19 protein-coding genes and 1 tRNA gene are annotated in these 24,644 nt (G+C 73.2%); 14 read left to right on the top strand and 6 right to left on the bottom strand.

Features of this window, described 5'->3' with window-relative positions; genetic code table 11:
* The first annotated feature begins 168 nt into the window (after nt 1-168).
* Together mgrA and ACIP98_RS18545 are read left to right on the top strand one after the other, a co-directional pair.
* A complete protein-coding gene (gene mgrA, locus ACIP98_RS18550; RefSeq protein WP_401976879.1) occupies nt 169-1,215 on the top strand; it encodes an L-glyceraldehyde 3-phosphate reductase in 1,047 nt (348 codons plus the stop codon).
* 131 nt (nt 1,216-1,346) lie between these two features.
* On the top strand, nt 1,347-2,084 hold the full coding sequence (locus ACIP98_RS18545) for a hypothetical protein (RefSeq protein WP_401976878.1): 738 nt from the start codon (nt 1,347-1,349) through the stop codon (nt 2,082-2,084).
* Nucleotides 2,085-2,289: 205 nt separating this feature from the next.
* Here ACIP98_RS18545 and ACIP98_RS18540 read toward each other — a convergent pair whose 3' ends face one another.
* Entirely contained in the window at nt 2,290-2,874 is a 585-nt protein-coding gene (locus ACIP98_RS18540) for a hypothetical protein (protein ID WP_319659403.1), read from the bottom strand.
* Nucleotides 2,875-2,947: 73 nt separating this feature from the next.
* On the opposite strand from ACIP98_RS18540, the gene ACIP98_RS18535 reads away from it, so the two are divergent.
* From ACIP98_RS18535 to selB, 6 genes are all read left to right on the top strand, one after another.
* Nucleotides 2,948-4,129 carry a cysteine desulfurase family protein gene (locus tag ACIP98_RS18535; RefSeq protein ID WP_401976876.1) on the top strand — a complete coding sequence of 394 codons (1,182 nt, stop codon included), beginning with the start codon at nt 2,948-2,950 and terminating at the stop codon, nt 4,127-4,129.
* An 83-nt stretch (nt 4,130-4,212) separates the two neighbouring features.
* Nucleotides 4,213-7,506, top strand: a complete 3,294-nt coding sequence (gene fdh, locus ACIP98_RS18530) for a formate dehydrogenase (RefSeq protein ID WP_401976875.1) — start codon at nt 4,213-4,215, stop codon at nt 7,504-7,506.
* Nucleotides 7,503-8,522, top strand: coding sequence for a 4Fe-4S dicluster domain-containing protein (locus tag ACIP98_RS18525; protein WP_401976873.1), 1,020 nt, complete (start codon nt 7,503-7,505; stop codon nt 8,520-8,522). Before fdh ends, ACIP98_RS18525 begins: the two co-directional genes overlap by 4 nt.
* Complete coding sequence (gene nrfD / locus ACIP98_RS18520; RefSeq protein ID WP_401976871.1) at nt 8,519-9,592, top strand: NrfD/PsrC family molybdoenzyme membrane anchor subunit; 1,074 nt, start codon at nt 8,519-8,521, stop codon at nt 9,590-9,592. Before ACIP98_RS18525 ends, nrfD begins: the two co-directional genes overlap by 4 nt.
* A gap of 685 nt (nt 9,593-10,277) precedes the next feature.
* A complete protein-coding gene (selA, locus tag ACIP98_RS18515) occupies nt 10,278-11,621 on the top strand; it encodes an L-seryl-tRNA(Sec) selenium transferase (RefSeq protein WP_319659408.1) in 1,344 nt (447 codons plus the stop codon).
* A 2-nt stretch (nt 11,622-11,623) separates the two neighbouring features.
* Entirely contained in the window at nt 11,624-13,405 is a 1,782-nt protein-coding gene (gene selB, locus ACIP98_RS18510) for a selenocysteine-specific translation elongation factor (RefSeq protein ID WP_401976869.1), read from the top strand.
* Between the two features lie 23 nt (nt 13,406-13,428).
* On the opposite strand, the gene ACIP98_RS18505 is transcribed toward selB, so the two are convergent.
* Nucleotides 13,429-13,521 (bottom strand) — tRNA-Sec (locus ACIP98_RS18505).
* A 119-nt stretch (nt 13,522-13,640) separates the two neighbouring features.
* On the opposite strand from ACIP98_RS18505, the gene selD reads away from it, so the two are divergent.
* Nucleotides 13,641-14,669: a selenide, water dikinase SelD gene (gene selD, locus ACIP98_RS18500; RefSeq protein ID WP_401976868.1), complete on the top strand. Its 1,029-nt coding sequence runs from the start codon at nt 13,641-13,643 to the stop codon at nt 14,667-14,669.
* A gap of 514 nt (nt 14,670-15,183) precedes the next feature.
* On the opposite strand, the gene ACIP98_RS18495 is transcribed toward selD, so the two are convergent.
* On the bottom strand, nt 15,184-15,732 hold the full coding sequence (locus tag ACIP98_RS18495; protein ID WP_319659411.1) for a hypothetical protein: 549 nt from the start codon (nt 15,730-15,732) through the stop codon (nt 15,184-15,186).
* An 885-nt stretch (nt 15,733-16,617) separates the two neighbouring features.
* Here ACIP98_RS18495 and ACIP98_RS18490 point away from each other — a divergent pair.
* From ACIP98_RS18490 to ACIP98_RS18480, 3 genes are all read left to right on the top strand, one after another.
* Nucleotides 16,618-18,258 carry a phosphodiester glycosidase family protein gene (locus ACIP98_RS18490; RefSeq protein WP_401976866.1) on the top strand — a complete coding sequence of 547 codons (1,641 nt, stop codon included), beginning with the start codon at nt 16,618-16,620 and terminating at the stop codon, nt 18,256-18,258.
* Nucleotides 18,259-18,774: 516 nt separating this feature from the next.
* Nucleotides 18,775-18,846 (top strand): tryptorubin family RiPP precursor, encoded by a 72-nt coding sequence (locus tag ACIP98_RS18485; protein ID WP_401976997.1) that lies wholly within the window; start codon nt 18,775-18,777, stop codon nt 18,844-18,846.
* Nucleotides 18,847-18,967: 121 nt separating this feature from the next.
* Nucleotides 18,968-20,020 carry a cytochrome P450 gene (locus tag ACIP98_RS18480; protein WP_319659413.1) on the top strand — a complete coding sequence of 351 codons (1,053 nt, stop codon included), beginning with the start codon at nt 18,968-18,970 and terminating at the stop codon, nt 20,018-20,020.
* 231 nt (nt 20,021-20,251) lie between these two features.
* Here ACIP98_RS18480 and ACIP98_RS18475 read toward each other — a convergent pair whose 3' ends face one another.
* Nucleotides 20,252-20,749, bottom strand: a complete 498-nt coding sequence (locus ACIP98_RS18475) for a PaaI family thioesterase (protein ID WP_319659414.1) — start codon at nt 20,747-20,749, stop codon at nt 20,252-20,254.
* 90 nt (nt 20,750-20,839) lie between these two features.
* On the opposite strand from ACIP98_RS18475, the gene ACIP98_RS18470 reads away from it, so the two are divergent.
* A complete protein-coding gene (locus ACIP98_RS18470; protein ID WP_401976864.1) occupies nt 20,840-21,307 on the top strand; it encodes a winged helix-turn-helix transcriptional regulator in 468 nt (155 codons plus the stop codon).
* Nucleotides 21,308-21,367: 60 nt separating this feature from the next.
* Here ACIP98_RS18470 and ACIP98_RS18465 read toward each other — a convergent pair whose 3' ends face one another.
* Nucleotides 21,368-21,679: a hypothetical protein gene (locus ACIP98_RS18465; RefSeq protein ID WP_319659416.1), complete on the bottom strand. Its 312-nt coding sequence runs from the start codon at nt 21,677-21,679 to the stop codon at nt 21,368-21,370.
* A gap of 761 nt (nt 21,680-22,440) precedes the next feature.
* On the opposite strand from ACIP98_RS18465, the gene ACIP98_RS18460 reads away from it, so the two are divergent.
* Complete coding sequence (locus tag ACIP98_RS18460) at nt 22,441-23,673, top strand: MFS transporter (RefSeq protein WP_401976863.1); 1,233 nt, start codon at nt 22,441-22,443, stop codon at nt 23,671-23,673.
* Between the two features lie 51 nt (nt 23,674-23,724).
* On the opposite strand, the gene ACIP98_RS18455 is transcribed toward ACIP98_RS18460, so the two are convergent.
* The gene (locus ACIP98_RS18455) at nt 23,725-24,618 is read right to left on the bottom strand and encodes a LysR family transcriptional regulator (RefSeq protein ID WP_319659418.1); all 894 of its coding nucleotides are present in this window, start codon (nt 24,616-24,618) and stop codon (nt 23,725-23,727) included.
* Nucleotides 24,619-24,644: the final 26 nt, after the last annotated feature.

Raw genomic sequence — 24,644 nt, 5'->3', positions numbered from 1 at the left:
GCAGCTCTTCAACCGTGTCGTGGCCGATTTCCTCGACGCCGCCTGAGCCGGCACCGCATTGAGAAGCCGCACCGCTCAATCCAAGAGGCGAGGACTGTTGGACTTCCGAATCGCGACGCAGCAGGCTGGACGCCGCACCTGGCAACCCACACGTCGCGGAGAAGTCCCATGCCCCACGTCGCCAACCCCGATCGCTACGACGGCACGATGCGGTACCGCCGTACCGGACGCTCGGGGCTCGGCCTGCCCCTGCTCTCCCTGGGCTACTGGCACAATTTCGGCGACGACAAGCCCTTCGAGCGGCAGCGCGAGATCACCTTGCGCGCGTTCGACCTCGGCATCACCCACCACGACCTGGCGAACAACTACGGCCCGCCCTACGGCGCCGCCGAACTCACCTTCGGCCGCATCATGAGGAACGACCTCGCGCCCTACCGCGACGAGATGGTGATCTCCACCAAGGCCGGCTGGGACATGTGGCCGGGCCCCTACGGCCAGGGCGGCGGTTCCCGGAAGTACCTGCTCGCCTCGCTGGACCAGTCCCTGCAGCGCATGGGCCTGGACTACGTCGACATCTTCTACAGCCACCGCCTCGACGCCACCACGCCGCTCGAGGAGACGATGGGCGCCCTCGACACCGCGGTCCGCCAGGGCAAGGCCCTGTACATCGGCATCTCCTCCTACGACGCGAAGCGGACGAGCGAGGCCGCGGCCATCCTGCGGGACCTCGGCACGCCGCTGCTGATCCACCAGCCGTCGTACTCCCTGCTGAACCGCTGGATCGAGACCGAAGGGCTCCTGGAGACCGCGCACCACGAGGGGGTCGGCGTCATCGGCTTCACCGCGCTCGCCCAGGGGCTCCTGACGGACCGTTACCTCGACGGAGTCCCCGCGGACTCCCGCGCCGCGCACGGCTCGACGTTCGACGCCGCGTGGCTCTCCGAGGACATGCTGCGACGGCTGCGCGGCCTCGCCGCCATCGCCCGGGACCGCGGCCAGTCCCTGGCCCAGATGGCACTGGCCTGGGCCCTGCGCGACGAGCGCGTCACCTCCCTCGTGATCGGCGCGTCCCGGGTCGAGCAGGTGGAGCAGAACGTCGCCGCCCTGGGGAACCTCCACTTCAGCGCCGACGAACTGGCCCGGATCGACGAGTACTCCTTCGACGCGAGCGGCGTCGACCTCTGGCGCGACGCCCGCAACGGCGCCCTCGGCTGAGGCCCGTGCATTACCGTTCTCGCATGCGTTGATCTCCAGGGCGGCGGCCAGGCGCCGCCGCGGACGGTACCGGCGGTCCGGCGTGCGGGCCGCCGGCAGCCCTGCCCGGCCACCCTCCCGCGGAGATCACCGTGACCTCTCACCACCCGCTCACCTATGCGGCGTTCACCGAACGGGCCGTCGCCGACGACGCCGTCGTGGGCCTCGTCCTCAAGGGCTCCCAGGCGCACGAGGGCATGGCCACCACGCACTCGGACCATGATCTGTACGTCGTCCTCGCCGACGGCGCGGCAACGGACCTCACCCGCTTCGCGGGTCACCGCACCCCCGAACTCGACCTCGTCGTCGTCACCCTGGCCGGGTTCCGCGACGCCGGAGTGCCCGGCTTCGAGCGCTACGCCCTCGCCCGCGCCCGTGTCGTGCTGGACCGGCTCGACGGGGAGATCGCCCGGATCCTGGCCGCCAAGGCGCGCCTCGACACCGACGAGGCGTTCCGGGACTCCGGTGCCTGGCTGGACGCCTACGCCAACTCTCTCTACCGGTCGGTCAAGAACGCCCGTGACGGCCATGCCCTCGCCGCGCGGCTCGACGCCGCCGACAGCATCGGGTTCCTGCTGGAACTGCTCTTCGCCCTCGACCGCCGCCCCCGCCCGTACAACAGGTACCTGGAGTGGGAACTCACCCGCCACCCGTTGCCCGGCTGGGAATCCGCCGCGCTGCTGGAGGCGATCGACACCATCGCGCGCAGCGGCGACGTCCCCACGCAGCGGCGTCTCTTCGCCCGTGCCGAGGCGGCGGCGCGGCGCGCGGGACACGGCGCCGTGCTGGACGCGTGGGGCGAGGACCTGGCCCTGATGCGCCCGCGGTAGGCGTCCCGCGCGGGTGCCGGCGGCCGGCCCGGTCGCGGCACCGTGGCCACGAAGCACGGCGTCGTCGGGCTGACGGGCGCCGCGGCACTGGGCACTCGCGCCGCTCGTCGCCCACCTCCCGGGGGACAAGGCCGCCTGCCCGCGTCACCGGTGCCGTGCTCCCGATGCACGGCGGAGGCTGGACGGCCCGCCGCGCGGATCCCGCTCACGTGGGCCAGTGGTACCCGAGCGCGAAGTCGACCACGACGGCGAAGGTCAGGTACATGAGCCAGCAGGCGGTGAGGACGCGGAACAGCCCCATCACCCGCTCGGCGACCGGGACGCCGACGGACATGACGAGCTTGGCGGCGTAGACGCCGAAGAGGCCGATGAAGACGATGCCGACGGGCCAGTCGTTCACGGCGAAGAACACCGTCGCGCCCAGCGCCGACAGGACCATGTAGGCCACCGAGACCCCGGCGTTCACGCGCGGGTCGTTGCCCCGGTAGCGGTCCCAGCCCAGCGCGAACCAGTGGATGCCGTACGCGGAGAAGGCCAGCGCCGCCATGTAGAGGGACGGCGCCTTGAACACCTCGAACCACGTGAGTCCGACGAAGAGGATGACACCGGCCAACAACTGGCAGAAGCCCGGAAGCCAGATGCCCCAGGTGCCCAGCGCGCGGTCCACGCGCTCGTCGCGTTTGGGCCAGCCGAACAGCTCCTGCGGGCCCCAGATCAGGTAACCGGTGCCCAGGCCGAAGAAGCCGAGGGCGAGCGGCGGATACGCCGAAACGGGAAAAATGACGTCCATAAGTCGCTCATTCCCGGCAAATGGTAAATAATCCGCGGGTCCCCCGTCGCCGAATGGATGTGCAGGATCTCTCATGAACGTGCCGCCGCATCCGGGTCTCGACGGCGGCCCGGTGTACCTGGACCACAACGCCACCACTCCGGTCGACCCCCGGGTCGCGGAGGCGACGCGCCCCTGGCTGGAGCGCTGGTTCGGCAACCCCTCCAGCGGGCACGCCGTCGCCGCGGAACCGAGAGCGGCCCTCGCGCGCGCCCGGGAGCAGGTCGCCGCGCTCATCGGGGCCGCGGCCGACGAGATCGTGTTCACCGGCTCCGGGTCGGAGGCGGACACGCTCGCGCTGCGCGGCGCCGTGCTGGCCGCCGCGCCAGGCAGGTCCCGTGTGATCACCCAGGTCACCGAGCACCCGGCCGTTCTGGAGACCTGCCGCGCGCTGGCGCGTCTGCACGGGGTCGAGGTCACGCTCCTGCCGGTGGACGGCGAGGGTCTGGTGGACCCCGCCCGCCTGGCCGCCGCGCTCGACGAGCGGACCGCCCTGGTCTCCGTCATGGCCGCCAACAACGAGACCGGAACGCTCCAGCCCGTGGCCGAGCTGGCCCGGCTGACCCGGGCGCACGGCGCGCTGTTCCACTGCGACGCCGCCCAGGCGGCCGGCAAGGTTCCGCTGGACGTGCGCGACCTCGGGGTGGATCTGCTGACCCTCGTGGGTCACAAGATGTACGCCCCGAAGGGCGTAGCCGCCCTCTACGTACGACGGGGCGTCCGCCTGGAGCCGCTGGTCCCCGGCGGCGGCCAGGAGAGCGGACGGCGGGCGGGCACGGAGAACGTGGCCTTCGCCGTCGCCCTGGGGGCCGCGGCCGGGCTGGCCGCCGCGGAGCTCACCGGCGGCGGCGACCGGCGGGCCGCCGCGCTGCGCGACCGCCTGCACGACGGCCTCGCCGCGGCGCTTCCCGGGCGGGTCCACCTGAACGGCTCCGCCCGGCACCGCCTGCCCGGGACCCTCAACGTCAGCATCGACGGCACGGCGGGCCACGACCTGCTCGCCGCCGTGCCGCTGCTCGCGGCCTCCACCGGTTCCGCCTGCCACAGCGGAGCCCGCACGCCCTCCCCCGTCCTGCGGGCGATGGGCCTGGACGACGCCCGCGCCCTGGCCGCGCTGCGGCTGTCGGTCGGCCGCTGGACGACCCGGGCCGACGTCGACCTGGCCGTCGGGCTGCTCGTCGCCGCCGTGCGCTCCGCCGAGGCGGCCCGCGTCTGAGAGCCACCCGCCCGGACTTGCGGGCGTCCTCCCGGCCGGTAGCGTCGGAAGGACGCAGGGCCACCGCACGAAGGAGCAGGCGGATGGGCGTGAAGACGTGGATCTCGGCCTGGCCGGTGTACCGCCAGCTCACCGGGACGGACCCGCTGGGACGCGGTACGGCGACCCGCTCGAAGCGCTCGGCCGGACTCGGGTCGCGTACCGGGAGCGCGGACCGCGTGGTCGACTCGGTGTGCCCCTACTGCGCGGTCGGCTGCGCGCAGCGCGTGTACGTCAAGGACGAGAAGGTCGTCCAGATCGAGGGCAACCCCGACAGCCCGATCTCGCGCGGCAGGCTGTGCCCGAAGGGGTCCGCGAGCAAGCAGCTCGTCACCGGCCCGCACCGTGAGCAGCGCGTGCTCTACCGGCCGCCCTACGGCGCCGCCTGGCAGGAGCTGGACCTGGACACGGCCATGGACATGGTCACCGACCGGATCCTGGACGCCCGGCGCCGGGGCTGGCAGGACACCGACGAGCAGGGCAGGAAGCTGCGCCGGACCATGGGCCTGGCGAGCCTCGGCGGCGCCACGCTGGACAACGAGGAGAACTACCTCATCAAGAAGCTGTTCACCGCCATGGGCGCCTTGCAGATCGAGAACCAGGCGCGTATTTGACACTCCGCCACGGTTCCCGGTCTGGGAGCCTCGCTCGGACGCGGCGGTGCCACCGACTACCTGCAGGACCTGGTCAACACCGACTGCATCGTCATCATGGGCTCGAACATGGCCGAGGCCCATCCGGTCGGCTTCCAGTGGGTGACCGAGGCCAAGGCCCGCGGAGCCCGGGTGATCCACATCGACCCGCGGTTCACCCGGACCAGCGCGCACGCCGACCAGCACGTCACGGTGCGCGCCGGCACGGACATCGCGTTCCTCGGCGCCGTGGTCAACTACATCCTCTCCAACAACCTGGAGTTCCGGGAGTACGTGACGGCGTACACCAACGCCCCGTTCCTGCTGAACGAGCGCTACCAGGACACCGAGGACCTGGACGGGCTGTTCAGCGGCTACGACCCGCACACCGCCGCCTACGACGCGTCGAGCTGGTCGTACGAGAGCGTGCGGACGCAACAGCGGCCGGGCTGCCACGCGAAGGAGACCTCCGAGCCCTACCAGCTCGGCGCCAAGGGGCCGTTCGTGGAGCCCGCGCCCGGGGAGATCGCGGCCGACCCCACCCTGGAGCATCCGCGGTGCGTGTTCCAGGTGCTCAAGCGGCACTTCTCCCGCTACACCCCGGAGATGGTGGAGCGGATCTGCGGAGTGCCCCGGGACCTGTTCCTGGACGTGTGCCGGGCATGGACGGAGAACTCCGGCCGGGAGCGCACCACCGCGCTGGTCTACAGCGTCGGCTGGACCCAGCACTCCGTCGGCGCCCAGTTCATCCGGGCCGGATCCATCGTCCAGCTCCTGCTGGGCAACATCGGCCGTCCCGGTGCGGGGATCTACGCACTGCGCGGTCACGCGAGCATCCAGGGCTCGACGGACGTACCCACCCTGTTCAACCTGCTGCCCGGCTACCTGCCGATGCCCGATGTCGCGCACGAGACCCTGTCCGACTACCTGGACGGGGTCCGCGGCCGGCACCAGAAGGGGTTCTGGGGCGACGCCGACGCCTACATGGTGTCGCTGCTGAAGGAGTACTGGGGCGACGCGGCGACGGCGGAGAACGACTACTGCTTCGACTACATGCCACGCGTCAACGGCGACCACGGCACCTACCGCACCGCCATGGACATGGTCGACGGGAACAAGATCTTCGGTTACTTCCTGCTCGGCCAGAACCCGGCGGTCGGCTCCGCCCACGGCCGCCTGCAACGCCTGGGCATGGCGAACCTGGACTGGCTGGTCGTCCGCGACATCACCATGATCGAGAGCGCCACGTTCTGGAAGGACGCGCCGGAGATCGAGACCGGTGAGATCGTCACCGACCAGTGCCGCACGGAGGTGTTCTTCTTCCCCGCCGCGTCGCACGTGGAGAAGGCCGGCACCTTCACCCAGACGCAGCGCATGCTCCAGTGGCGCGACCAAGCGGTGGATCCTTCCGGGGACCAGCGCTCCGAACTGTGGTTCTTCCACCAGCTCGGCGTGCGGCTGAAGGAGCGGCTGGCGGGCTCGACCGACGAGCGCGACCGCCCGATCCTCGATCTGGCGTGGGACTACGAGACGGAGGGCGACGAGCCGTCCCCCTCGGACGTGCTGCGCCACATCAACGGCATCGACCTGAGCACCGGCCGCACGGTCGACAGCTACCTCGACCTCAGGGCGGACGGCAGCACCGCGTGCGGCTGCTGGATCTACAGCGGCGTGTACGCGGGCGAGACCAACCAGGCCCGGCGCCGCACGCCGCACACCGAGACCGGACCGTACGACCCGGAGTGGGGCTGGACCTGGCCGTTGAACCGCCGCGTGCTGTACAACCGCGCCTCGGCCGACCCGCAGGGACGGCCCTGGAGCGAACGCAAGAAGCTGGTCTGGTGGGACGAGGAGGCCGGCGAGTGGACCGGCAACGACACACCGGACTTCGAGAAGAACAAGCCGCCGGACTACCGGCCTCCCGAGGGGGCGTCGGGCCCCGCGGCACTCGGCGGCAGCGACGCGTTCATCATGATGCGCGACGGAAAGGCCTGGCTGTTCGCCCCGGCGGGGCTGGCGGACGGTCCGCTCCCCACCCACTACGAGCCGCACGAGTCACCCATGCGCAATCTGCTCTACGGCCAGCAGGGCAACCCGGTCCGCAAGGTCTACGGCCGCCCGGACAATCCGTCCAACCCGGCGCCCCCCGAGGCCCACAGCGCGGTGTTCCCCTACGTGTTCACCGCGGCGCGGCTGACCGAGCACCACACCGCCGGCGCCATGAGCCGGCAACTGCCCTACCTGGCCGAGCTCCAGCCCGAGCTGTTCGTGGAGGTGTCGCCGGAGCTCGCGGCGGAACGCGGCCTGCGGCACCTGGACTGGGCCCACGTGATCACCAGCCGGACCGCGGTCGACGCCCGCGTGGTCGTCACCGACCGGATGGCACCCCTGCGCCTCGACGGACGCGTCGTCCACCAGGTCTGGATGCCCTACCACTGGGGTTCGACGGGGCTCACCACGGGCGACGTGGTCAACGACCTGATCGGCGTGGTGTGCGACCCGAACGTGTTCATCCAGGAGAGCAAGGTGCTGACCTGCGACGTGCGGCCCGGACGCCGGCCGAGGGGCCCCGCCCTGCTCGACTACGTGGCCGGCTACCGCCGCCGGGCCGGCATCACCACGGAGACCGGCACCCGCATAGCGACAGCGGGCGGCCACACCTTGCGGGCGCACACCGAACCGGATCCGCCGGAGGAGCCGTCATGACGCACGAGCAGAGCCTGTACGGACCGCTCGAGGACCCCGCCGGCGACGCCGGCCACCGCGACCACCCGCCCCGCGTCGGCTTCTTCACCGACACGTCCGTGTGCATCGGCTGCAAGGCCTGCGAGGTGGCCTGCAAGGAGTGGAACGCCGTTCCCGAGGACGGCATCGACCTGCTGGGCATGTCGTTCGACAACACCGGGATGCTGGGCGCCAGTTCGTGGCGGCACGTCGCGTTCATCGAGCAGCAGCGACCGCTCGGGCAACAGGACGCCGGCCTGTCGGGACTTCCCGTCGGCCCCAGCGGCATCGACGGCACGACCGAAGTGGTGGCCGACGCCCTGGAGGTCGCCAAGCGCGGCGGCGGCGACCTCGGCACGGCACCCGTGGACCTGGGTTTCCCGTCCTTCGACCTGCCCGGGTCCGGCACCGGCGTCGAGAACCGCACGCAGTTCCGGTGGCTGATGTCCTCCGACGTGTGCAAGCACTGCACGCACGCCGGGTGCCTGGACGTCTGCCCCACCGGGGCCCTGTTCCGCACCGAGTTCGGAACCGTCGTGGTCCAGCCCGACATCTGCAACGGCTGCGGCTACTGCGTGTCCGGATGCCCCTACGGCGTCATCGACCGGCGGCCGGACGACGGACGTGCCTGGAAGTGCACCATGTGCTACGACCGGCTGCGCGACGGCCTGGAACCGGCCTGCGCCAAGGCCTGTCCGACGGACTCCATCCAGTTCGGCCCGCTGGACGAACTGCGTGAGCGCGCCGACCGTCGGCTGGCCGATCTGCACGAGGCCGGGGTGGCCGAGGCCCAGCTGTACGGCCGCGACCCCGACGACGACGTGGGCGGCGACGGCGCGTTCTTCCTGCTTCTGGACGACCCGGAGGTCTACGGGTTCCCGCCCGACCCGGTCGTGCCCACCCGTGACCTGGTGTCGACGTGGAAGTACGTGGGCGCGGCCGCCTCGGCGATGCTGGTCGCCTCGGCCGCGGTCTTCCTGCGCGGGGGGCGGCGATGAGCGGCGACGGAACGACCCCTCGCGGCGAACGCGGGCCCCATGGCGACGGCCACGGCGACGGCCACGGTGGAGGCCGGGGCGGAGGCCGGGGCCGGGGACGCGACGACGACGGGAGCCGCGAGCAGCCCATGGTGCCGCGCGCCGACTTCCGCTCCTACTACGGGCGGCCGGTGCTGAAGCCGCCGGTGTGGGAATGGAAGATCCCGGCATACCTCTTCACCGGCGGGCTGTCGGCCGGTGCCGCCCTCATCGGGGCCGGCGCCGATCTGACGGGACGCCCCGAACTGCGCCGGGCGAGCCGCATCGGTGGCTTCGGCGCGCTGCTCGTCAGCATGTACCTGCTGATCGCGGACCTCGGGCGGCCCGAGCGCTTCCACCACATGCTGCGGGTCGCCAAGCCCACCTCCCCCATGTCGGTGGGCACCTGGGTCCTGGTCGCCTACGGTCCCGGCAGCGCGCTGGCGGCCGTCGCCGAGGTACTGCCCGCCTCGGTGCGCGCCACCCTGCCCGGCCGGCTGCTGCGGAGGGCGGCGCGCCCGGCCGGCCTGTCCGCGGCGCTCTTCGCTCCCGGTGTCGCGTCGTACACGGCGGCACTGCTCTCCCAGACGGCCGTACCGGCCTGGCACGGCGCCCGCCAGGAACTGCCGTTCGTGTTCACCGGCTCAGCCGCGGCCAGCGGCGGCGGCCTCGGCATGCTCGTCGCACCGGTGGCGGAGGCGGGCCCCGCCCGGCGACTCGCCGTGGTCGGCGCGGCGGCCGAGGTCGTCGCGTCCCGGCTGATCGACCGGCGGCCGGGCTTCGTGACGGGGGCCTACACCACCGGCCGTCCGCACCGGCTGCGCAAGGCGTCCGAGTACCTCACGGTGGGCGGCGCGCTCACCGCGCTGACCCTCGCCCGCCGCAGCCGCGCGGCGGCCGCCGTGGGCGGACTGGCGCTGCTCGCCGGCAGCGCCCTGCAGCGCTTCGGCACCTTCGAGGCGGGCGTGACGTCCACGAAGGACCCCGCCTACGTGGTGAAGCCGCAGCGCGAGCGTCTCGACGCGCGACGCGAAGGCCGCGACACGGAGTGAGCCGGGGCTCCCCCGTGCGGCTTGCGCCACGCGCGTCGGCCGCGGGGAGGGAGGCGCCTACCGTCGCCCGGTGCAGTGCGGCGGCACGGGTGCTCGGCTCGGGCGGGAAGCGGCGTACGCCGTGACGATGTCGCTGAAGTGCGTCCGAGCGGGCGTGATCGCTCGTCGTCAGTGTCACGCCCGGCACTGGTGCGCGGCCCCGGCCCGCACGCCTTCCCCCAGCCGTGCGGACGCCGTCGACCGGCACCGCGATCAGCCCGATCATCCGCCGCGCGAAGACGCCGGGTCCCGTCCGGCGGGCCGCCGCGATGGCGTGCCCGCAGCGCCTCCCCCGACCACCCGCCGGCCCGTGAGCCGGACGCGATCGCCGCGGACACGATGCGCCACCGCCTGTCGTCCATGCCGAGAAGCGCCCAAGCGCCCGGCACCTGGCCGCCGCCCCGGCCCGGCCCACGTTCCCCCAGCCGTGCGGAGACACCGGCGGCCAGGGCATGGAGCCGGGTTCCATCCGGCGGACCGCCGCAACGGCGAGCTCGCAGCGCCAACCGACCACCCGCCGGCCGTGAGCCGGACGCGGGCCGGACCGCGGCACGACTCGGCGTTCCCCGGTGTGGCGCGGGCGCCCCGGGTCGTGACCGCCGTAACCTGACGGGGCTTCAGCAGGGCCAGAGCGAAGGTGCATGGGATGGACCGCGATCACGCCTCCACCGCGCCGCCCGACGAGCGGCGCCGACTGCCGCGCACCGACGCGCTGTTGGCGGACCCCCGGCTCGCCGCGGCGGCGGAGCGGCTGGGACGGGGCCTGGTGAAGGACGTGGTCGTACAGGTCCAGGAGCGGGCGCGGGCGGGCGAGGTGCCCGTCGCGGAGGTCGCCGAGCACGTGGTGGCCGCGCTGCCGGCCACCGCGGCCGGGCTGCGACCGGTGCTCAACGCCACCGGGGTGCTGCTGCACACCAACCTGGGCCGGGCCCCGCTGTCGGCCGCCGCCCGCGACGCCGTCATGGCCGCGGCCGGGACCACGGACGTGGAGCTGGACCTGGCCACCGGCGGACGCTCCCGGAGGGGGCGGTCCGCGCTGGAGGCCCTGTTGCGGCACGTGCCGGACGCGGAGGCCGCCCACGTGGTCAACAACGGCGCGGCGGCGCTTGCGCTGGCCGCGACCGCGCTGGCCCAGGGCCGGGAGATCGTCGTCAGCCGCGGCGAACTCGTGGAGATCGGCGACGGCTTCCGCCTGCCCGACCTGCTCGTCTCCACCGGCGCCCGGTTGCGGGAGGTCGGCACCACCAACCGCACCACGCCGGCCGACTACGCCGCGGCTGTGGGACCGGACACCGGCTTCGTCCTGAAGGTGCACCCCTCCAACTTCCGGATCACGGGCTTCACGCGCGAGGTACCGGTCGCCGAACTGGCCCGGCTCGGTGTGCCCGTGGTGGCCGACATCGGCTCCGGCCTCCTCGCCCCGGAACCGCTGCTGCCCGAGGAGCCCGACGCGACGAGTTGGCTGCGCGCGGGCGCGTCCGTCGTCACCGCCAGCGGCGACAAACTGCTGGGCGGCCCGCAGTGCGGACTGGTGCTCGGCCGTGCCGGGCTGGTGGAGCGGATGGCGCGCCATCCGCTGGCCCGCGCGCTGCGCGTGGACAAGCTGACCCTGGCGGCCCTGGAGGCGACGGTCCTCGGGCCCGCCACGCCGACCCGTACGGCGCTGCACGCGGACCCCGCACGGCTGCGGCAGCGCGCCGAACGGCTGGCGGCGCGGTTGCGCGCGCAGGGCTTCGACAGCGGAGCGGTGGACACCGAGGCGGTGGTCGGCGGCGGCGGGGCGCCGGGGGTCACGCTGCCGAGTGCCGCCGTTTCCCTGCCCGCCGCGTACGCGGCCCTGCTGCGGCGGGCCGACCCCGCGGTGATGGCCCGCGTCGAGGACGGCAGGTGCCTGCTGGACCTGCGGGCGCTCCCGGAGGACGCCGACGGGGTGCTGGCGGCCGTCGTGGGCCGCGCCGGGCCCCGGCCGGACGGGGACGGGGAGACCTGAGGATGCACGTCGTCGCCACCGCGGGCCACGTCGACCACGGCAAGTCCGCGCTGCTGCGCGCTCTGACGGGGATGGAGCCCGACCGCTGGGCGGAGGAGCGGCGGCGCGGCATGACCCTGGATCTGGGGTTCGTGTGGACGCGGCTGCCGGACGCCGGGGACATCGCCTTCGTGGACGTCCCCGGCCACGAACGCCTGGTGGGCAACATGCTGGCGGGGGTCGGTCCCGTGCCCGCCGTGCTCTTCGTGGTGGCCGCCGACCAGGGGTGGCAGCCGCAGTCCGAGGAGCACTTGTCCGTCCTGGACGCCCTCGGGGTGCGGCACGGCGTCCTCGCCGTCTCCCGCTGCGACCTCGCCGACCCCGACGCGGCACGGGAACAGGCCCTGGCCAGGATCGCGGAGTCCTCGCTCGGCGACGTGCCCTGCGTGGCCGTAAGTCCGGTGAGCGGCCGGGGCCTTGAGGAGTTGCGGACGGCCCTGGCCGGGCTGGCGCACGCCCTGCCGGCCCCTGATCGCATCGCCGACGTGCGGCTGTGGGTCGACCGGGCGTTCACCGTGCGGGGCCGCGGCACCGTGGTCACCGGCACGCTCGGGGCGGGCACCGTCAGGGTCGGCGATCGTCTCCACCTCGCGCGCGGCGGAAGGCCCGTGCGGGTGCGCGGCCTGGAGTCCCTCAAGGAGCCCCGGGAGGAGGTCGGCGCGGTCGCGCGGGTCGCGGTCAATGTGACCGGTGCCGGGTCGGACGACCTGCGCCGCGGCGACGCGCTGCTCACCCCGGACCGCTGGCTGCCGTCCGATCAGGTGGACGTGCGGCTGCGCGGGGACGCCGCCGGGGACCTGCCCCGCGAGCTCACGCTGCACACGGGCTCGGCCGCGGTCCCGGTGACGGTCCGTCCGCTGGGCGGCGACACCGCCCGGCTGCGGCTGGCCGCCCCGCTGCCGCTGCGCGTCGCCGACATCGCGCTGCTTCGGGACCCCGGACGCCATCGCGTGGCCGCGGGGATCACCGTCCTCGACGTCCGCCCTCCGCGCCTGACCCGGCGGGGCGCGGCGGCGGCCCGGGCGGCGGACCTGCGGTCGGCGGCCGGGCCCGCCGACGGGGCGGCGGAACTGCGCCGCCGCGGCCTGGTGCGGCGCTCGGAACTGCTGGCCATGGGGGTGCTCCCGCCGGCCGGCCCGGTGGCCGGGGACTGGCTGGCCGACCCGGCCCACTGGGACGACCTGCGGGAGCGGCTGCGCCGGGCCGTCGACGAGCACGCGGAACGCCACCCCCTTGAGCCGGGCATGCCCCTGGAGGCGGCCCGTCAGGCGCTCGGCCTGCCGGACCGCTGCCTGGTCGAGGCGCTGCTGACGGCCGAACCCGGGCTGCGCCACCGCGACGGGCGGCTCTTCGGCAGCCGTGACCGCCCCGCGCTTCCGCCCGCCGTGGCGGCCGCCGTGGACACGGTGCGCGCCGACCTGGCGCGTACGCCGTTCCACGCTCCCGACGCGGACCGGCTGGCCGAACTCGGGCTGACCCCGAAGCTGCTCGCGGCGGCCGAGGCCGCGGGGGCCCTGCTGCGGATCGGTGACGGCATCGTGCTGCTGCCGGGCGCGGACGCGCGGGCGGTGGAGGTCCTGGCGCGGCTGGAGCAGCCGTTCACCGCGAGTCAGGCGCGCCGCGCCCTGGACACCACCCGGCGAGTCGCCATCCCGCTGCTGGAGTACCTCGACCGGCACGGGCGCACCGTGCGGCTGGACGGGGCGCTCCGGCGCTGCCGCGCGGCGGGCCCGCGTGCGGAGTGAGGCGCCCGGGTGGGACGCGACGGCGGAGACGGACGGGAATCGAACCCGCCTGCCCGAGTTGCTCGAACACCTCGGTTTTGAAGACCGGGAGGGCCACCAGGCACCCTTACGTCTCCCTGACGTGCCGTCAGCACCGTCATGACGGCGTCGTTCCGGCCGCTCGCCCATCGAACCCCCCGGCCCTCGGGCCTGTCAACGCGCCACACGGCGCCCTCACGAAAGGACCGACCCACCGATGACGGGAACCGACGTCCGCCAGGACAGCGTGCGGCTGACGCAGTACGCCCACGGAGGCGGCTGCGCGTGCAAGATCCCTCCTGGCGAGCTGGAGGAGATCGTGGCCGGGCTGACCGCCGGGGCGGGGGCGAACGGCGGTGCGTCCAGCCTGCTCGTCGGGCTCGACAGCGGCGACGACGCCGCCGTCGTCCGGCTGCCCGGCGCTCCCGGCTCGCCCGCGGTGGTCGCCACCGCGGACTTCTTCACACCGGTCGTGGACGACCCCTACGACTGGGGCCGCATCGCCGCCGCCAACGCGCTGTCCGACGTGTACGCCATGGGCGGCACGCCCCTTGTGGCCGTCAACCTCCTGTGCTGGCCCCGCGAGGTGCTGCCGTTCGACCTGGCCGGGGAAGTGCTCCGCGGCGGCCTGGACATCGCGACGCAGGCGGGCTGCTTCGTGGCGGGCGGCCACAGCGTCGACGACCCGGAGCCCAAGTACGGCATGGCGGTGACCGGCACCGCCGACCCCGCCCGCCTGCTGCGCAACGACGCCGGGCGGCCGGGGACGCCGCTGTCGCTCACCAAGCCGCTGGGTCTGGGCGTGCTCAACAACCGCCACAAGACGACCGGCGAGGTCTTCCCCCAGGCCGTCGAGACCATGGCGACGCTCAACCGGGCCGCCTCGGAGGCCGCGTTGGCGGCGGGCGCGGTCTGCGCGACCGACGTCACCGGATTCGGCCTCCTCGGGCACCTGTACAAACTGGCGCGCGCCTCCCACGTGACGGCGGTGCTCGACCCCTCCGCCGTCCCCCTCCTCGACGGCGCGTGGGACGCCGCCCGCGCGGGCCACATCAGCGGCGGCACCCGCCGCAACCTCGCGTGGGTCGCCCCGCACACCGAGTTCGGCGGCACCGACGAGCTCACTCGGCTCCTCCTCGCCGACGCGCAGACCTCCGGCGGCCTCCTGGTCGCCGGTGAGGTGCCGGGCGCCCCGGTCATCGGCGAACTGGTTCCGGCGGGCCCGGACGCCCTGGTCGTCCGCTGATGCGGCCGGTCCCGGCCGGCGGCCCGCGCGGTGCACCGACCCGTGTGCCGGCACTTCCCGTTCAGGAGTGCGCCAAGGCCGCCCGGAGTGCTGCGCCGGCCCGTCCGTCGACAGGCGGCCGGACCGCACGGTGCGGTTGACGGCGCCGACCCGCGGTGGTCCCGCTCACCGCGGACACGGCCGTTCCGTGCTCCCGCGTGCGTACCCGGCCCGCCGCTGACCGGAGGCGGCGGAGGGAACACGCCCTGGTGGACACGGTGCTCGGCGTCGCCGCATCTGCCGGCTGGGCGTCGGCCCGGCGGAGCCCCCGGTGCACCGTGGGTACCGGGGGCCCGTATGCCGTTCCGCCACGCCCACCGGGGGTCACCCGCGCCGGACGCCGCACCGCCGGTATCCGGAGGCACGGCGTATTCGGGTACGCGATCTCCGTCCCACGGGAATCGCGGAGCGCGCGGCGCACACCTTCACACGCCTCTCCGGCAGTGTGTCCTCCGCGCGGCGGGCGGCGATGGCGTCAGATGGCGGCGCGGTAGAGGCCGCGGCCGGCGCGCTGGGCGCGGGAGGCGCCGACCAGCCGGTCGAGGGTGCTGCGGACGGCGTTGATGCTGCCCGCGTTGGCGTCCCGGCCGAGGGCGGCGGCGACATCGCGGGCGCGGACCTCGGCGCCGTCGGTGGTGGCCAGGTACTGCAGGATCTGCTCGGTGAGCCTGCCGTAACCCGGTTGCACGGCCGGGTGGGCGTCGTCGCCCTCCACGCCCGGCTCAGCGGCTTCCGCGTCGGACACGCTCGGCACCGGCACGGACGCGGTCACGGCCGTGAGGTCGGTGTACCCGCTGACGAGCGACGACGGGTAACCGGTCCGGGGGCGCCCGATCGTGGCGGCGTCGAGGGCGGTGGGCGGCAGGAGCTTCCGGAGGGCGTCCAGAGCCTTGTGCACGGAGCACAGGTGTGCCGAGACGGCCGCCAACTCTCGCTCGAGACCCTGCTTCTGGGTCTGGAGCCGCTCCGCCTCGTCCCTGAGGGCCGCTGCCGTGGCCTCAATGTCCCGGGGGGTGTGCGTCATTGACTCCCGGTGTCCTCTCGTCCTCGGCCGGCCGGCGGCTTCTGATACGGCACGTTCCGGCGTTCCTGATATCCGTCGTGGCGGGTAAAGCCACAGCGGACGGACACCCGCACGCCGGATGACAGATTAGTACGCCTCACTGTGAGGTGATCACAACAGATCGTGCCGGATCCCTTGCCTGGGAAATCGTTACCATCCGCTCGATGTGACGCATCTCGCAAGGGCGTCCCACGGTCCCGCGGGACGCCGACATCGCAGGTGGGCTGCCCGCGAGGGCCGGTGCGGCAGCCCCGGCACCCGGCTTTCCGGCGCAGGGCAATGCGCCCTGCCCCGCGGCCGGACGGCTGCACTTCCCCTCTTTGGCGTTGTCGCTCACCGATGTCTTGCGGGGAGCGGTCGCCGCCCGCAATTGAAGACACACGAGGGAATGGACACCGGCGGTCGTGGGACTCGGTCCCGGAGGAAGCGGTCGCCCGGGGACGTGCGTGGCGAAGGTGGGTGGTGAAGGTGCGGCCGGTGGCCTTGACGCCGGGGTGCGATCGATGGCTTTCCGGAGTGGTCACCGCATGCGCCTTTCGTTCGCCCGACCGTTATGGACCGCCTCGTACACAATAGACCTTCCGGACTGGATGGTCAAAAAACTTTCACCCCGAGGCGGCGGGCCCCACAAGGACTCGGCGGGTCCGGCCCGGAACTGCGGCACAGCAGCGCAACTGACGGGCTGTCACCGGGCGTGGGCGCCGGGCAACCGCCGACGCTTGTCACCGAAGGTTCCCCCAGGGGCCCTTGGCCCTTGACGTGCGTGTCTCCGCGCGGGACTGGAATGGCGGTCGATCACGGTGCCGGGACGACCGGCGCCACGAAGGACCGTACGTCAGGAGAGGTATGTCCGTGACAGCCGAGAGGGCGCGCCGCCGCACGAGCCGGGTACGGCAGGACACGTGGAGAGTGGCCGCGCTGGGCGCCGCCCTCGCTCTGGTGGCCCTGGTCCCGCCCGCGACGGCCGGGGCGTCATCCACCCCGTCCACCGCGTCCGCCCCGCACGGAATCGCCTGGACGACGCAGACTGTGGCCCCCGGCGTCCAGCTCCGCACCGGAGTCCTCCGGGACGCCGACGCCGCCGGTGAGTGGACGGCCACCGTGCAGGCGCCCGCCGTCAACCGCCTCACCGGAGCCGCCACGTGGGCCCCGCTCGGGGACCGCGCCTGGGCCGACGCCACCGCCGCGCGACTGCGGGACGCGGGCTTCGAGCCCCGGCTGGAGCGTGTGGCGTGGGACGACTACGCCGACACCCCGCACGGCACGATGGGCTGGCAGGTCCGCGTCGGCCGGTACGCCACCCAGGCAGAGGCGGCGCCCGCCGGCACCGCGCTGGCGGCCGCCGGTTTCCGGACCTCCGTCGAGTGGACCGGCTACGACGGCCGTCAGGCGGCCGACGGGGAGCGCATCCACGTCGCCGTTCTCGACCCGAAGCACCTGCGCGCGACGATCGCGGCCAGCGACGGCGGCAACACGGCCGACCGGGAGAAGACCTCCACGGTGGCCGCCCGGCTCGGTTCGCTGATCGGCGTCAACGGCGGCTTCTTCATCACCTCGGACGCGGACGGCGTGCAGGGCACCATGGCGGGCCTGTCCGCCGTGAACGGACAGCTGGAGTCCATGGCCGTCGGTTCGCGCGCCGCGCTGATCCTCGGCAACGGGGGACGGCGGCCGCGTATCGCCGACCTGTCCACCACCGTGACGGTACGGGCCGGCAGCGCGACCTACGCGGTGCAGGGCATCAACCGCGTCCCGGGCAAGCTTCGCAACTGCGGGCGTCCGGGCGCCGTTCCCATCGCCCAGCCCCGGCACGACACGACCTGCACGCTCGCGGACGACCTGGTGAAGTTCACCTCGGCCTTCCGGGCCGCGCTTCCCACGGGCGCGGGCACCCAGGTGGTCCTGGACCGGCGCGGCGTCGTCGTCTCCACGGGCGAGCGCGGCGGCGTGGTGCCGGAGCACGGTTCCGTCCTCCAGGGCACCGGCGCCGCGGCGGAGTGGCTGACCGGCCACGCGCACACGGGCGTGCGGCTGTCGCTGCGCGAGGTCGTCCGGGACTCCTCCGGGCGCGCGGTGCGGCTCGGTCCCGACGACAGCATCGTCAGCGCGGCTCCGACCCTCGTCGAGAACGGCCGCGTCCACATCGACGCCGCCACCGAGGGCACGCTCGACCCGCTGGACCTGTCCTTCGGCTTCGCCTGGTCCAACGTCCGCCAGCCGCGCACCCTCGCGGGCATCGACCGGCACGGCCGTCTGCTGCTCGCCACCGTCGACGGACGTCAGCCCGGCGTCAGCGAGGGCTTCACGCTCGGCGAGGCCGCCCGCTTCATGCGGTCGCTCGGCGCGGTCCAGGCCCTGAACCTCGACGGCGGCGGCTCCACCGCCATGACCGTCAAGGGCGCCCTCGTCAACGTCACCTCCGACGCGACCGGCGAGCGCGCGGTCGGTGACACGATCCAGGTGGTCCCGGAGACGGGCCGGCACTGACCCGACCGGGTCCCGGGGCGGCGTCCGTTCGGGCGCCGCCCCTCTTCGTGTTCACCCAGTTCACCCAGGGCTCCCGGGAGTTGGAGGATCGGTGGCCGGCCAGTGGCGCGAAGGCGCACGCCGCGGAACGTGCGGAGATTAGAGGGCCGAAAGGCGCACGCACAAGACAACCTCACGAAACCGGCCGCTCAATGGCGGGATTGCACACGCCCGCTCACCCGACACCTGCCTTTTTTGGGAAATCCTTTTCCCACGGCATGTTTGTGCGAGATACCACCGATGAAGCGCGCGAAGCATGGCCGCTCCGGACAATCGGGGTGCACGCGACCCGAAACACAAGATGCCCCCAGCACCGAGTGATTTACGTCACATTGACATGAATCCTTCAGTCGGAGCACTTTTGAATGGCGCCAAGCGGAAGGCCCGGACCTGCCTCTTCACATTCGGCCCGGGCGCGCCGCAATTACCCGTCCAGCGAAATCCCCCTTTCCCGATGGGAGATGTGCCGTGAAGGTCATGCGCTCGATCACAAGGAAGTTCAAGGCCGAGAAGAGCCTGAAGTCGTACGCCTGGTACATCTGGTACTGAGCCGCGGCCCCTGGTCCGACGACAACCGCTGTTGAAGTCCCGCTGTGCCCGGCGCGCCCTGACGGCCGCCGGGCACGGCCGATTCGACGCGCCCCCCATTTCGCAGAGGGAGAATGCCGAAATGCGCCGCCCCCCTTCGGTCGCCACGGGTAATCGTCTCACCGTCTTCACCCCTCGCATCGACGCCCTTCTGCGCGAACACCGCGGCGCCGGCCTCTTCCGACTGGACCAGGACACGGTGGGAGTTGCCGATCCCGAACTGATCGACGCAATACTGCGCTGTCGGCCCGCCAACGCATTCGAGCGGCCGACATTCAAACCACTGCAGGGCCGCGTCATTTCACGTCCGGAATCATCGGCCGTCATGCGCGCCGTCTCCCGGGACGTCAAGAGCGCGCTGACCCGCCCTGTCGCAGAGGGCGTCGACCTGACCGGGGAGTGGCCGCACGTCGTCCACGCCCACCTGCGGGATCTGGTCTTCGGCGCCGATCCGCACCGGCTCAAGGCCATGGTGGACCGGCGCCTGGAGCTGACGCCCCGGCTCACCTGGTCCGTGATCGCGGCGGGCGCCGCGCTCCGCCTGCGCCCTCGGCCGGGCACGGGGGTGTCGCACCTCGGGGAGTTGCTGGTCGAGGCGGGCACCTACCAGGAGCGCCGGCACGCGATGGGCCTGTACCGGCGCGCGGCCGCGCCCGTGTGCTTCACCGTCGCCGCGCTCGTGACCGGTGCGCTCTGGCTCGGGGCGCCCTTCGACGACGACGTCCCGAATCGTCACATCATCCACGAAACGCTGCGATTGCTGCCCGTGTCCTGGAATCTGCTGCGCGTGGCCTCCCCGGAGTTCCACGCCCTGGACGACCGGATCGGGACCCACGACGACGTGCTCATGCTGCCGCTGCTCACCCACCGCGACCCGGCGCTGTGGGACGACCCCGACGCGTTCCGCCCCGAGCGCTGGAACGGCATCGACCCGGACGACCACCCCGGCTACCTGCCGTTCGGTCACGCCAACGAACGCTGCTGGGGGCGCCACATGGTGATGCCGCTGGCCGAACGGCTCCTCGACATCGCCCGGCGCGACCGCCTCACCGTCGACCCGCTCCAGGACTCCGCGCGTGTCCCGCTGCACGGGTTGCTCGGTGTCACCGGCGTCCGGGTGGTCCGTTGGGCCTGACACCTCCCGGGGCGTCGCTCTCGGACGTGTCTCGTGCAGCCCGGGTCAGCAGACGAACGCGGTGGCCGGCAGCGGAGGGCGCGTGCTCTGGCTCGACACCACCACCACAGCCTTCGACCTCGTCACCCGGGCCCGCCCGGCGGGCCGTTACCGTGACCCTGTCCTGACCGGGCGGGCCCCGCGGGGCCCGCGTGGCCCGCCCGGGCGTCGGCCTCCCGGGGCCGTGCAGCGCTAGCCGCGCGGCGGCAACGGGAAGAGCATGCAGCTGCTCGTCGCATGGGCGAGCAACCGGTCCTGGGCGTCGAACAGTTCGGCCTGGGCGAGGGCGGTACGGCGGCCCTGGTTGAGGACACTGCCGACGGCGCGCACCTTGCCGGTGTCCACGTTCATCGGACGCAGGAACTTCAGGCTCAGGTCGAGCGAGGTGTAACCCATGCCCGCGGGCAGGACGGACTGCACGGCGCAGCCGGCGGCCGAGTCGAGGAGCGTGGCGTAGACACCGCCGTGGACGCTGCCGATCGGGTTGTAGTGCTCCTCCCCCGGTTCCATGGTGAAGACGGCACCGCCGAACTCGACCTGCTCCAGCGTGAATCCGAGCGTCGCGGCGATGGGCGGGGCGGGCAGGCGTCCGGCCACGATGTCGTGGAGGAAGTCCAGTCCGCTGCGCTGCCCGACGGCGGCCGCGGAGACGCTCGGGTCCTTCCACTCGAACGTACGTGACCGGGTCATTGCCGCCCTCTCTCCAGCTGACTTCGCCATCCGAAGTTAGAGGGTCGCACATCTGGCTGTCAATGGCGAAGCCAGCCTACGATGGCCGGCATGACCTGGCTGGAGACCAGCACCGAGAACTGCACGGTGCAACGCACCCTCGATCTGATCGGCGAGAAATGGTCGCTCCTGGTGCTGCGCGAGGCGATGAACGGCGTACGCCGCTTCGACGACTTCCGCCGGCACATGGGACTGTCCGAGGCGGTGCTCGCCGACCGGCTGCGCAAGCTCGTCGCCGCCGGGCTCCTCGACACGGTCCCGTACCGCGAGCCGGGCAGCCGCACCCGGCACGAGTACCGGCTGACCCGAAAGGGCTGGGACCTGTGGCCCGCGATGATCGCCCTCAAGCAGTGGGGCGACCGCTACACCGCGGATCCCGACGGACCGCCCCTGGAGGTCCTGCACGGCGAATGCGGCGCACCGGTGGAGACCGTCGTGGTCTGCACGGACGGTGACGGACCACTGACGCCCCGTCAGGCCGTCACGCGCCCCGGGGCGTCGGCCCGAGCCGCCGGCTGAGACGGGGCAGCCCGTGCCCGGACCTGGAGGTCCGGGCACGGGCCGGGTGCTGCTCAGCGATCACCGGAAGCCGTAGCCACCGAAGCCGCCGAAGCCGCCGTAACCCCCGTAGCCTCCGAAGCCGTAGCCACCGAAGCCGCCATAGCCTCCGTAGCCACCGAAGCCGCGGTAACCGCCGTAGCCGCCCCAGCCGCGGCCCCAGCCGCCACCCCATCCGCCGCCCCATCCGCCGCCACCGAAGTGGGCGGACGTCACGGAGGCGTGGGTGACCTGCGGGGTGGCGGCGTTGGCGGCGCCGGCGCCGGCGAGTGCGAGAAGCGGTGCCGCCAGGGCGGCCGCGGCGACTCGACGAGCAGTGATGTTCGCGCGCATTGGATTCCCCTTCGAGACGGGAACGTCGGATCGCGGTCCGCGTGGGGCGACCGCTGTCGCACCGGCCGTACGTGGTGACCGGTACGACGTGGGCGCCTCGTCCGAAGACGTGGTCCCGCCGTTACAGACGTGACCAATGTGGCCAAAGCCACGAAAAACGCCCAGATATGACCGTGACACGAGGGGGTCGCGGAGTCAAAAGATAGGCAGGTGGGGGCAAAGTGCGGCCCGGAGACCAGGGATGTCGCCACATTTCCCACTCTCCGTAGTCAGTTGATCACTGAGCGTGCATCCAGGGAGCCCGCACACCCGTCGCGTCCGTCGCACTCCGGGACTCCCACACCCACCCGCGCGCCAAGTCCTTTGCCTGTCAGGGGGGTTGCCCTCCGCCCTCGCCGCCCGGCCGACCGGGCGTCGTCGCGCACACCGGCACCGGGACCACCGAACTCGCCGCGGAGCCTCACGGATCGTCGCGTAGCCGTCACTCTGCGTGTCGTGGCGATGGCCGCGATTCCGCGCAGAAGCGGGCCGCGACCTCCCCCGACGCCCTGACCCCGGGGCCCGGCGGACGGAGCCCAGTCCACGGTCATCCCTGATGGAGATAACTGACATCATCATTCATCTCCGAGACATGGGAAGCGTCCGCGCCTCCCCGACGCTGGACCACCTGGAAGGGCGGGCAGCGTCGAACGGTCCCGCCCGGACGGGAGCCCCATCCGAACCGCACGAAGCGGTTCCGCACCCGAGGAGAGACAGCGTCCGTGTTCGCAACATCCGCTCAGAAGGCCACGCGCCAGTCCGCGCCCGGCAAGGAGGCACCCGGCGTTCCGGGCTGGCTGGTCGCGCTCCTCGCCGTCGCCACCGGCATGACGGTCGCCAACCTCTACTACGCCCAGCCGCTGCTCTCCTCGCTGAGCCGGGTCTTCCACCTCAGTACGACCGCCGCCGGTGCGCTGATCACCGTCACACAGGTCGGTTACGTGATCGGCATGCTCTTCCTGGTGCCGCTGGGCGACCGGCTGGAGAAGCGCCGGCTCATCACCGTGCTGCTGGCCGTCACCACCGTGGCCCTGGCCGTGGCCGGTGTGGCCACGACTTTCCCCGTACTGCTGATCGCGTCCCTGGTGAGCGGTGCCACCTCCGTGGTCGCGCAGATCCTCGTCCCGTTCGCCGCGAGCCTGGCCCCCGACCACGCGCGGGGCCGGGTCGTCGGCCGCGTCATGAGCGGGCTGCTCACCGGCATCCTTCTGTCGCGCACCCTCAGCAGCCTGGTCTCCGACGTCGCCGGCTGGCGCTACGTCTACCTGGGCTCGGCCGTGCTGATGGCGCTGCTCGCCGTGGCCCTGCGCGTGGCCCTGCCGCAGCACGCCCCGACGATCTCCATGCCGTACGGCCAGGTCCTGCGGTCGACGGCGCGGCTGGTCCGCACGCACCCCGCGCTGCGGCGCCGGGGTCTGTACCAGGCGGCGATGTTCGGTGGGTTCAGCGCCTTCTGGACCACCGTCTCCTTCGTGCTGACCGGGCCCCGCTTCCACTACTCCCCCATCGGCGTCGCCCTCTTCGCGCTCGTCGGGGCCGCCGGTGCCGCCGTGGCCCCGCTGGCCGGGCACTGGGCCGACCGCAAGCTGGTGCGCCCCATGACGGCGGCCGCGTTCGGCACGGCCGCGGTGGGCTTCGCCGTGGCGGGCTTCGGCGGGCACCACATCGTCCTGCTCGCCCTGGCCGCGGTCCTGATCGACATGGCCGTGCAGACCACGATGATCCTGGGCCAGCACACCGTCTACCAGCTGGACCCCGACGCGCGGGCCCGGCTCAACAGCGCCTTCATCGCCATCTTCTTCACCGGCGGCGCCCTGGGGTCCCAGCTCGGCTCCCTCGCCTACCACGCCGCCGGCTGGACGGCGGTGAGCGCCCTGGGTGCCCTCCTGCCGCTCCTCGCCCTGGCCTACTGGGTCACCGAGCTCCGGCAGCCGCGGCCGCTCACCGCGAACTGAAGAACCGGACGCGACGCGCCCCCACCGGACACCGGCGGGGGCGCGCCCCCGTCATGCCGGCTCCGCGGTCTCCGCCACCGCGAGGGGCGTGATGTGGCGCAGCAGGGCCTCCACGGCCGGGGTCGGCTCGCCCTGCGGCCGCACCACCATCACCTTCCAGGCCGGTACGTGATGGGTGAACCGTCGCAGCGCCAGGCCGGGGAAGCGGGCCGCGATCGACGCGGGCATGATGCTGACGCCCAGGTCGTGGCGGACCAGCTCGGAGGCGGCGACGATGTCGTTCACCTCGTACGCGGTGCCGCGTTCCACGCCGGCGGCGCGGAACGAGCGGTCGACGGCGTAGCGGACCGCCCACCCCGGCGAGAAGTCGACGAAGGGCAGCCGGGAGACCTCGGCGTGCGACACCACGTCGGTCTCGGCGAAGACGCGCTCGGGCGAGGCGACGAGCAGCATCTCCTCACGCAGCAGCAGGCGGGTCACCAGGCCCCGCTGCTGCTGGCGGGCGAGCGCGACGACCGCCAGGTCGACGGTCCCTTCCCGCAGGGCCTGCCGGATGTCGGCCACGGCCGCCTGCCGCAGGCGGACGCTGACGCCGGGATGGTCCCTGCGGAGGCTGGCGAGGGCATGGTGCAGTTCGGCCCAGACCCCCTGCATGGTGCCGACGGTGACCAGGCCCCGCAGTTCGCCCCGTACCGCGTCGACCGCCGCCCGTGCGTCGGCCGCCGCGCGCAGCGCCGTCCGCGCCGCGGGCAGGAAGGCCTCACCGGCCGGTGTGAGCGACACGCGGTGCGTCGTGCGGTCGAAGAGCGGGCTGCCGAGCTCCTTCTCCAGGGCGCGCACCGTGCTGGACACGGCGGACTGCACCACGTGCAGACGCCGTGCCGCCGCGGTGAAACCGCCCTCCTCGGCCACGGCGACGGCGACCTCCATCTGCCGCAGATCCATGCGCGCCCACCACCGTCCTCGCGTGT

This window comes from Streptomyces sp. NPDC088354 (assembly GCF_044753585.1).
Lineage (GTDB): Bacteria > Actinomycetota > Actinomycetes > Streptomycetales > Streptomycetaceae > Actinacidiphila.
Note: the sequence above shows the minus strand (reverse complement) of the source record. Positions and strands in the feature narration are given on the sequence as shown.

Coding starts and splice junctions, on each gene's coding strand:
- ACIP98_RS18535 (WP_401976876.1), top strand. CDS start 2,948: ATGAACGTGCCGCCGCATCCGGGTCTCGACGGCGGCCCGGTGTACCTG.
- ACIP98_RS18475 (WP_319659414.1), bottom strand. CDS start 20,749: ATGACCCGGTCACGTACGTTCGAGTGGAAGGACCCGAGCGTCTCCGCG.
- nrfD (WP_401976871.1), top strand. CDS start 8,519: ATGAGCGGCGACGGAACGACCCCTCGCGGCGAACGCGGGCCCCATGGC.
- selA (WP_319659408.1), top strand. CDS start 10,278: ATGGACCGCGATCACGCCTCCACCGCGCCGCCCGACGAGCGGCGCCGA.
- selB (WP_401976869.1), top strand. CDS start 11,624: ATGCACGTCGTCGCCACCGCGGGCCACGTCGACCACGGCAAGTCCGCG.
- ACIP98_RS18525 (WP_401976873.1), top strand. CDS start 7,503: ATGACGCACGAGCAGAGCCTGTACGGACCGCTCGAGGACCCCGCCGGC.
- ACIP98_RS18540 (WP_319659403.1), bottom strand. CDS start 2,874: ATGGACGTCATTTTTCCCGTTTCGGCGTATCCGCCGCTCGCCCTCGGC.
- ACIP98_RS18465 (WP_319659416.1), bottom strand. CDS start 21,679: ATGCGCGCGAACATCACTGCTCGTCGAGTCGCCGCGGCCGCCCTGGCG.
- ACIP98_RS18455 (WP_319659418.1), bottom strand. CDS start 24,618: ATGGATCTGCGGCAGATGGAGGTCGCCGTCGCCGTGGCCGAGGAGGGC.
- mgrA (WP_401976879.1), top strand. CDS start 169: ATGCCCCACGTCGCCAACCCCGATCGCTACGACGGCACGATGCGGTAC.
- ACIP98_RS18470 (WP_401976864.1), top strand. CDS start 20,840: ATGACCTGGCTGGAGACCAGCACCGAGAACTGCACGGTGCAACGCACC.
- selD (WP_401976868.1), top strand. CDS start 13,641: ATGACGGGAACCGACGTCCGCCAGGACAGCGTGCGGCTGACGCAGTAC.
- ACIP98_RS18480 (WP_319659413.1), top strand. CDS start 18,968: ATGCGCCGCCCCCCTTCGGTCGCCACGGGTAATCGTCTCACCGTCTTC.
- ACIP98_RS18490 (WP_401976866.1), top strand. CDS start 16,618: ATGTCCGTGACAGCCGAGAGGGCGCGCCGCCGCACGAGCCGGGTACGG.
- ACIP98_RS18495 (WP_319659411.1), bottom strand. CDS start 15,732: ATGACGCACACCCCCCGGGACATTGAGGCCACGGCAGCGGCCCTCAGG.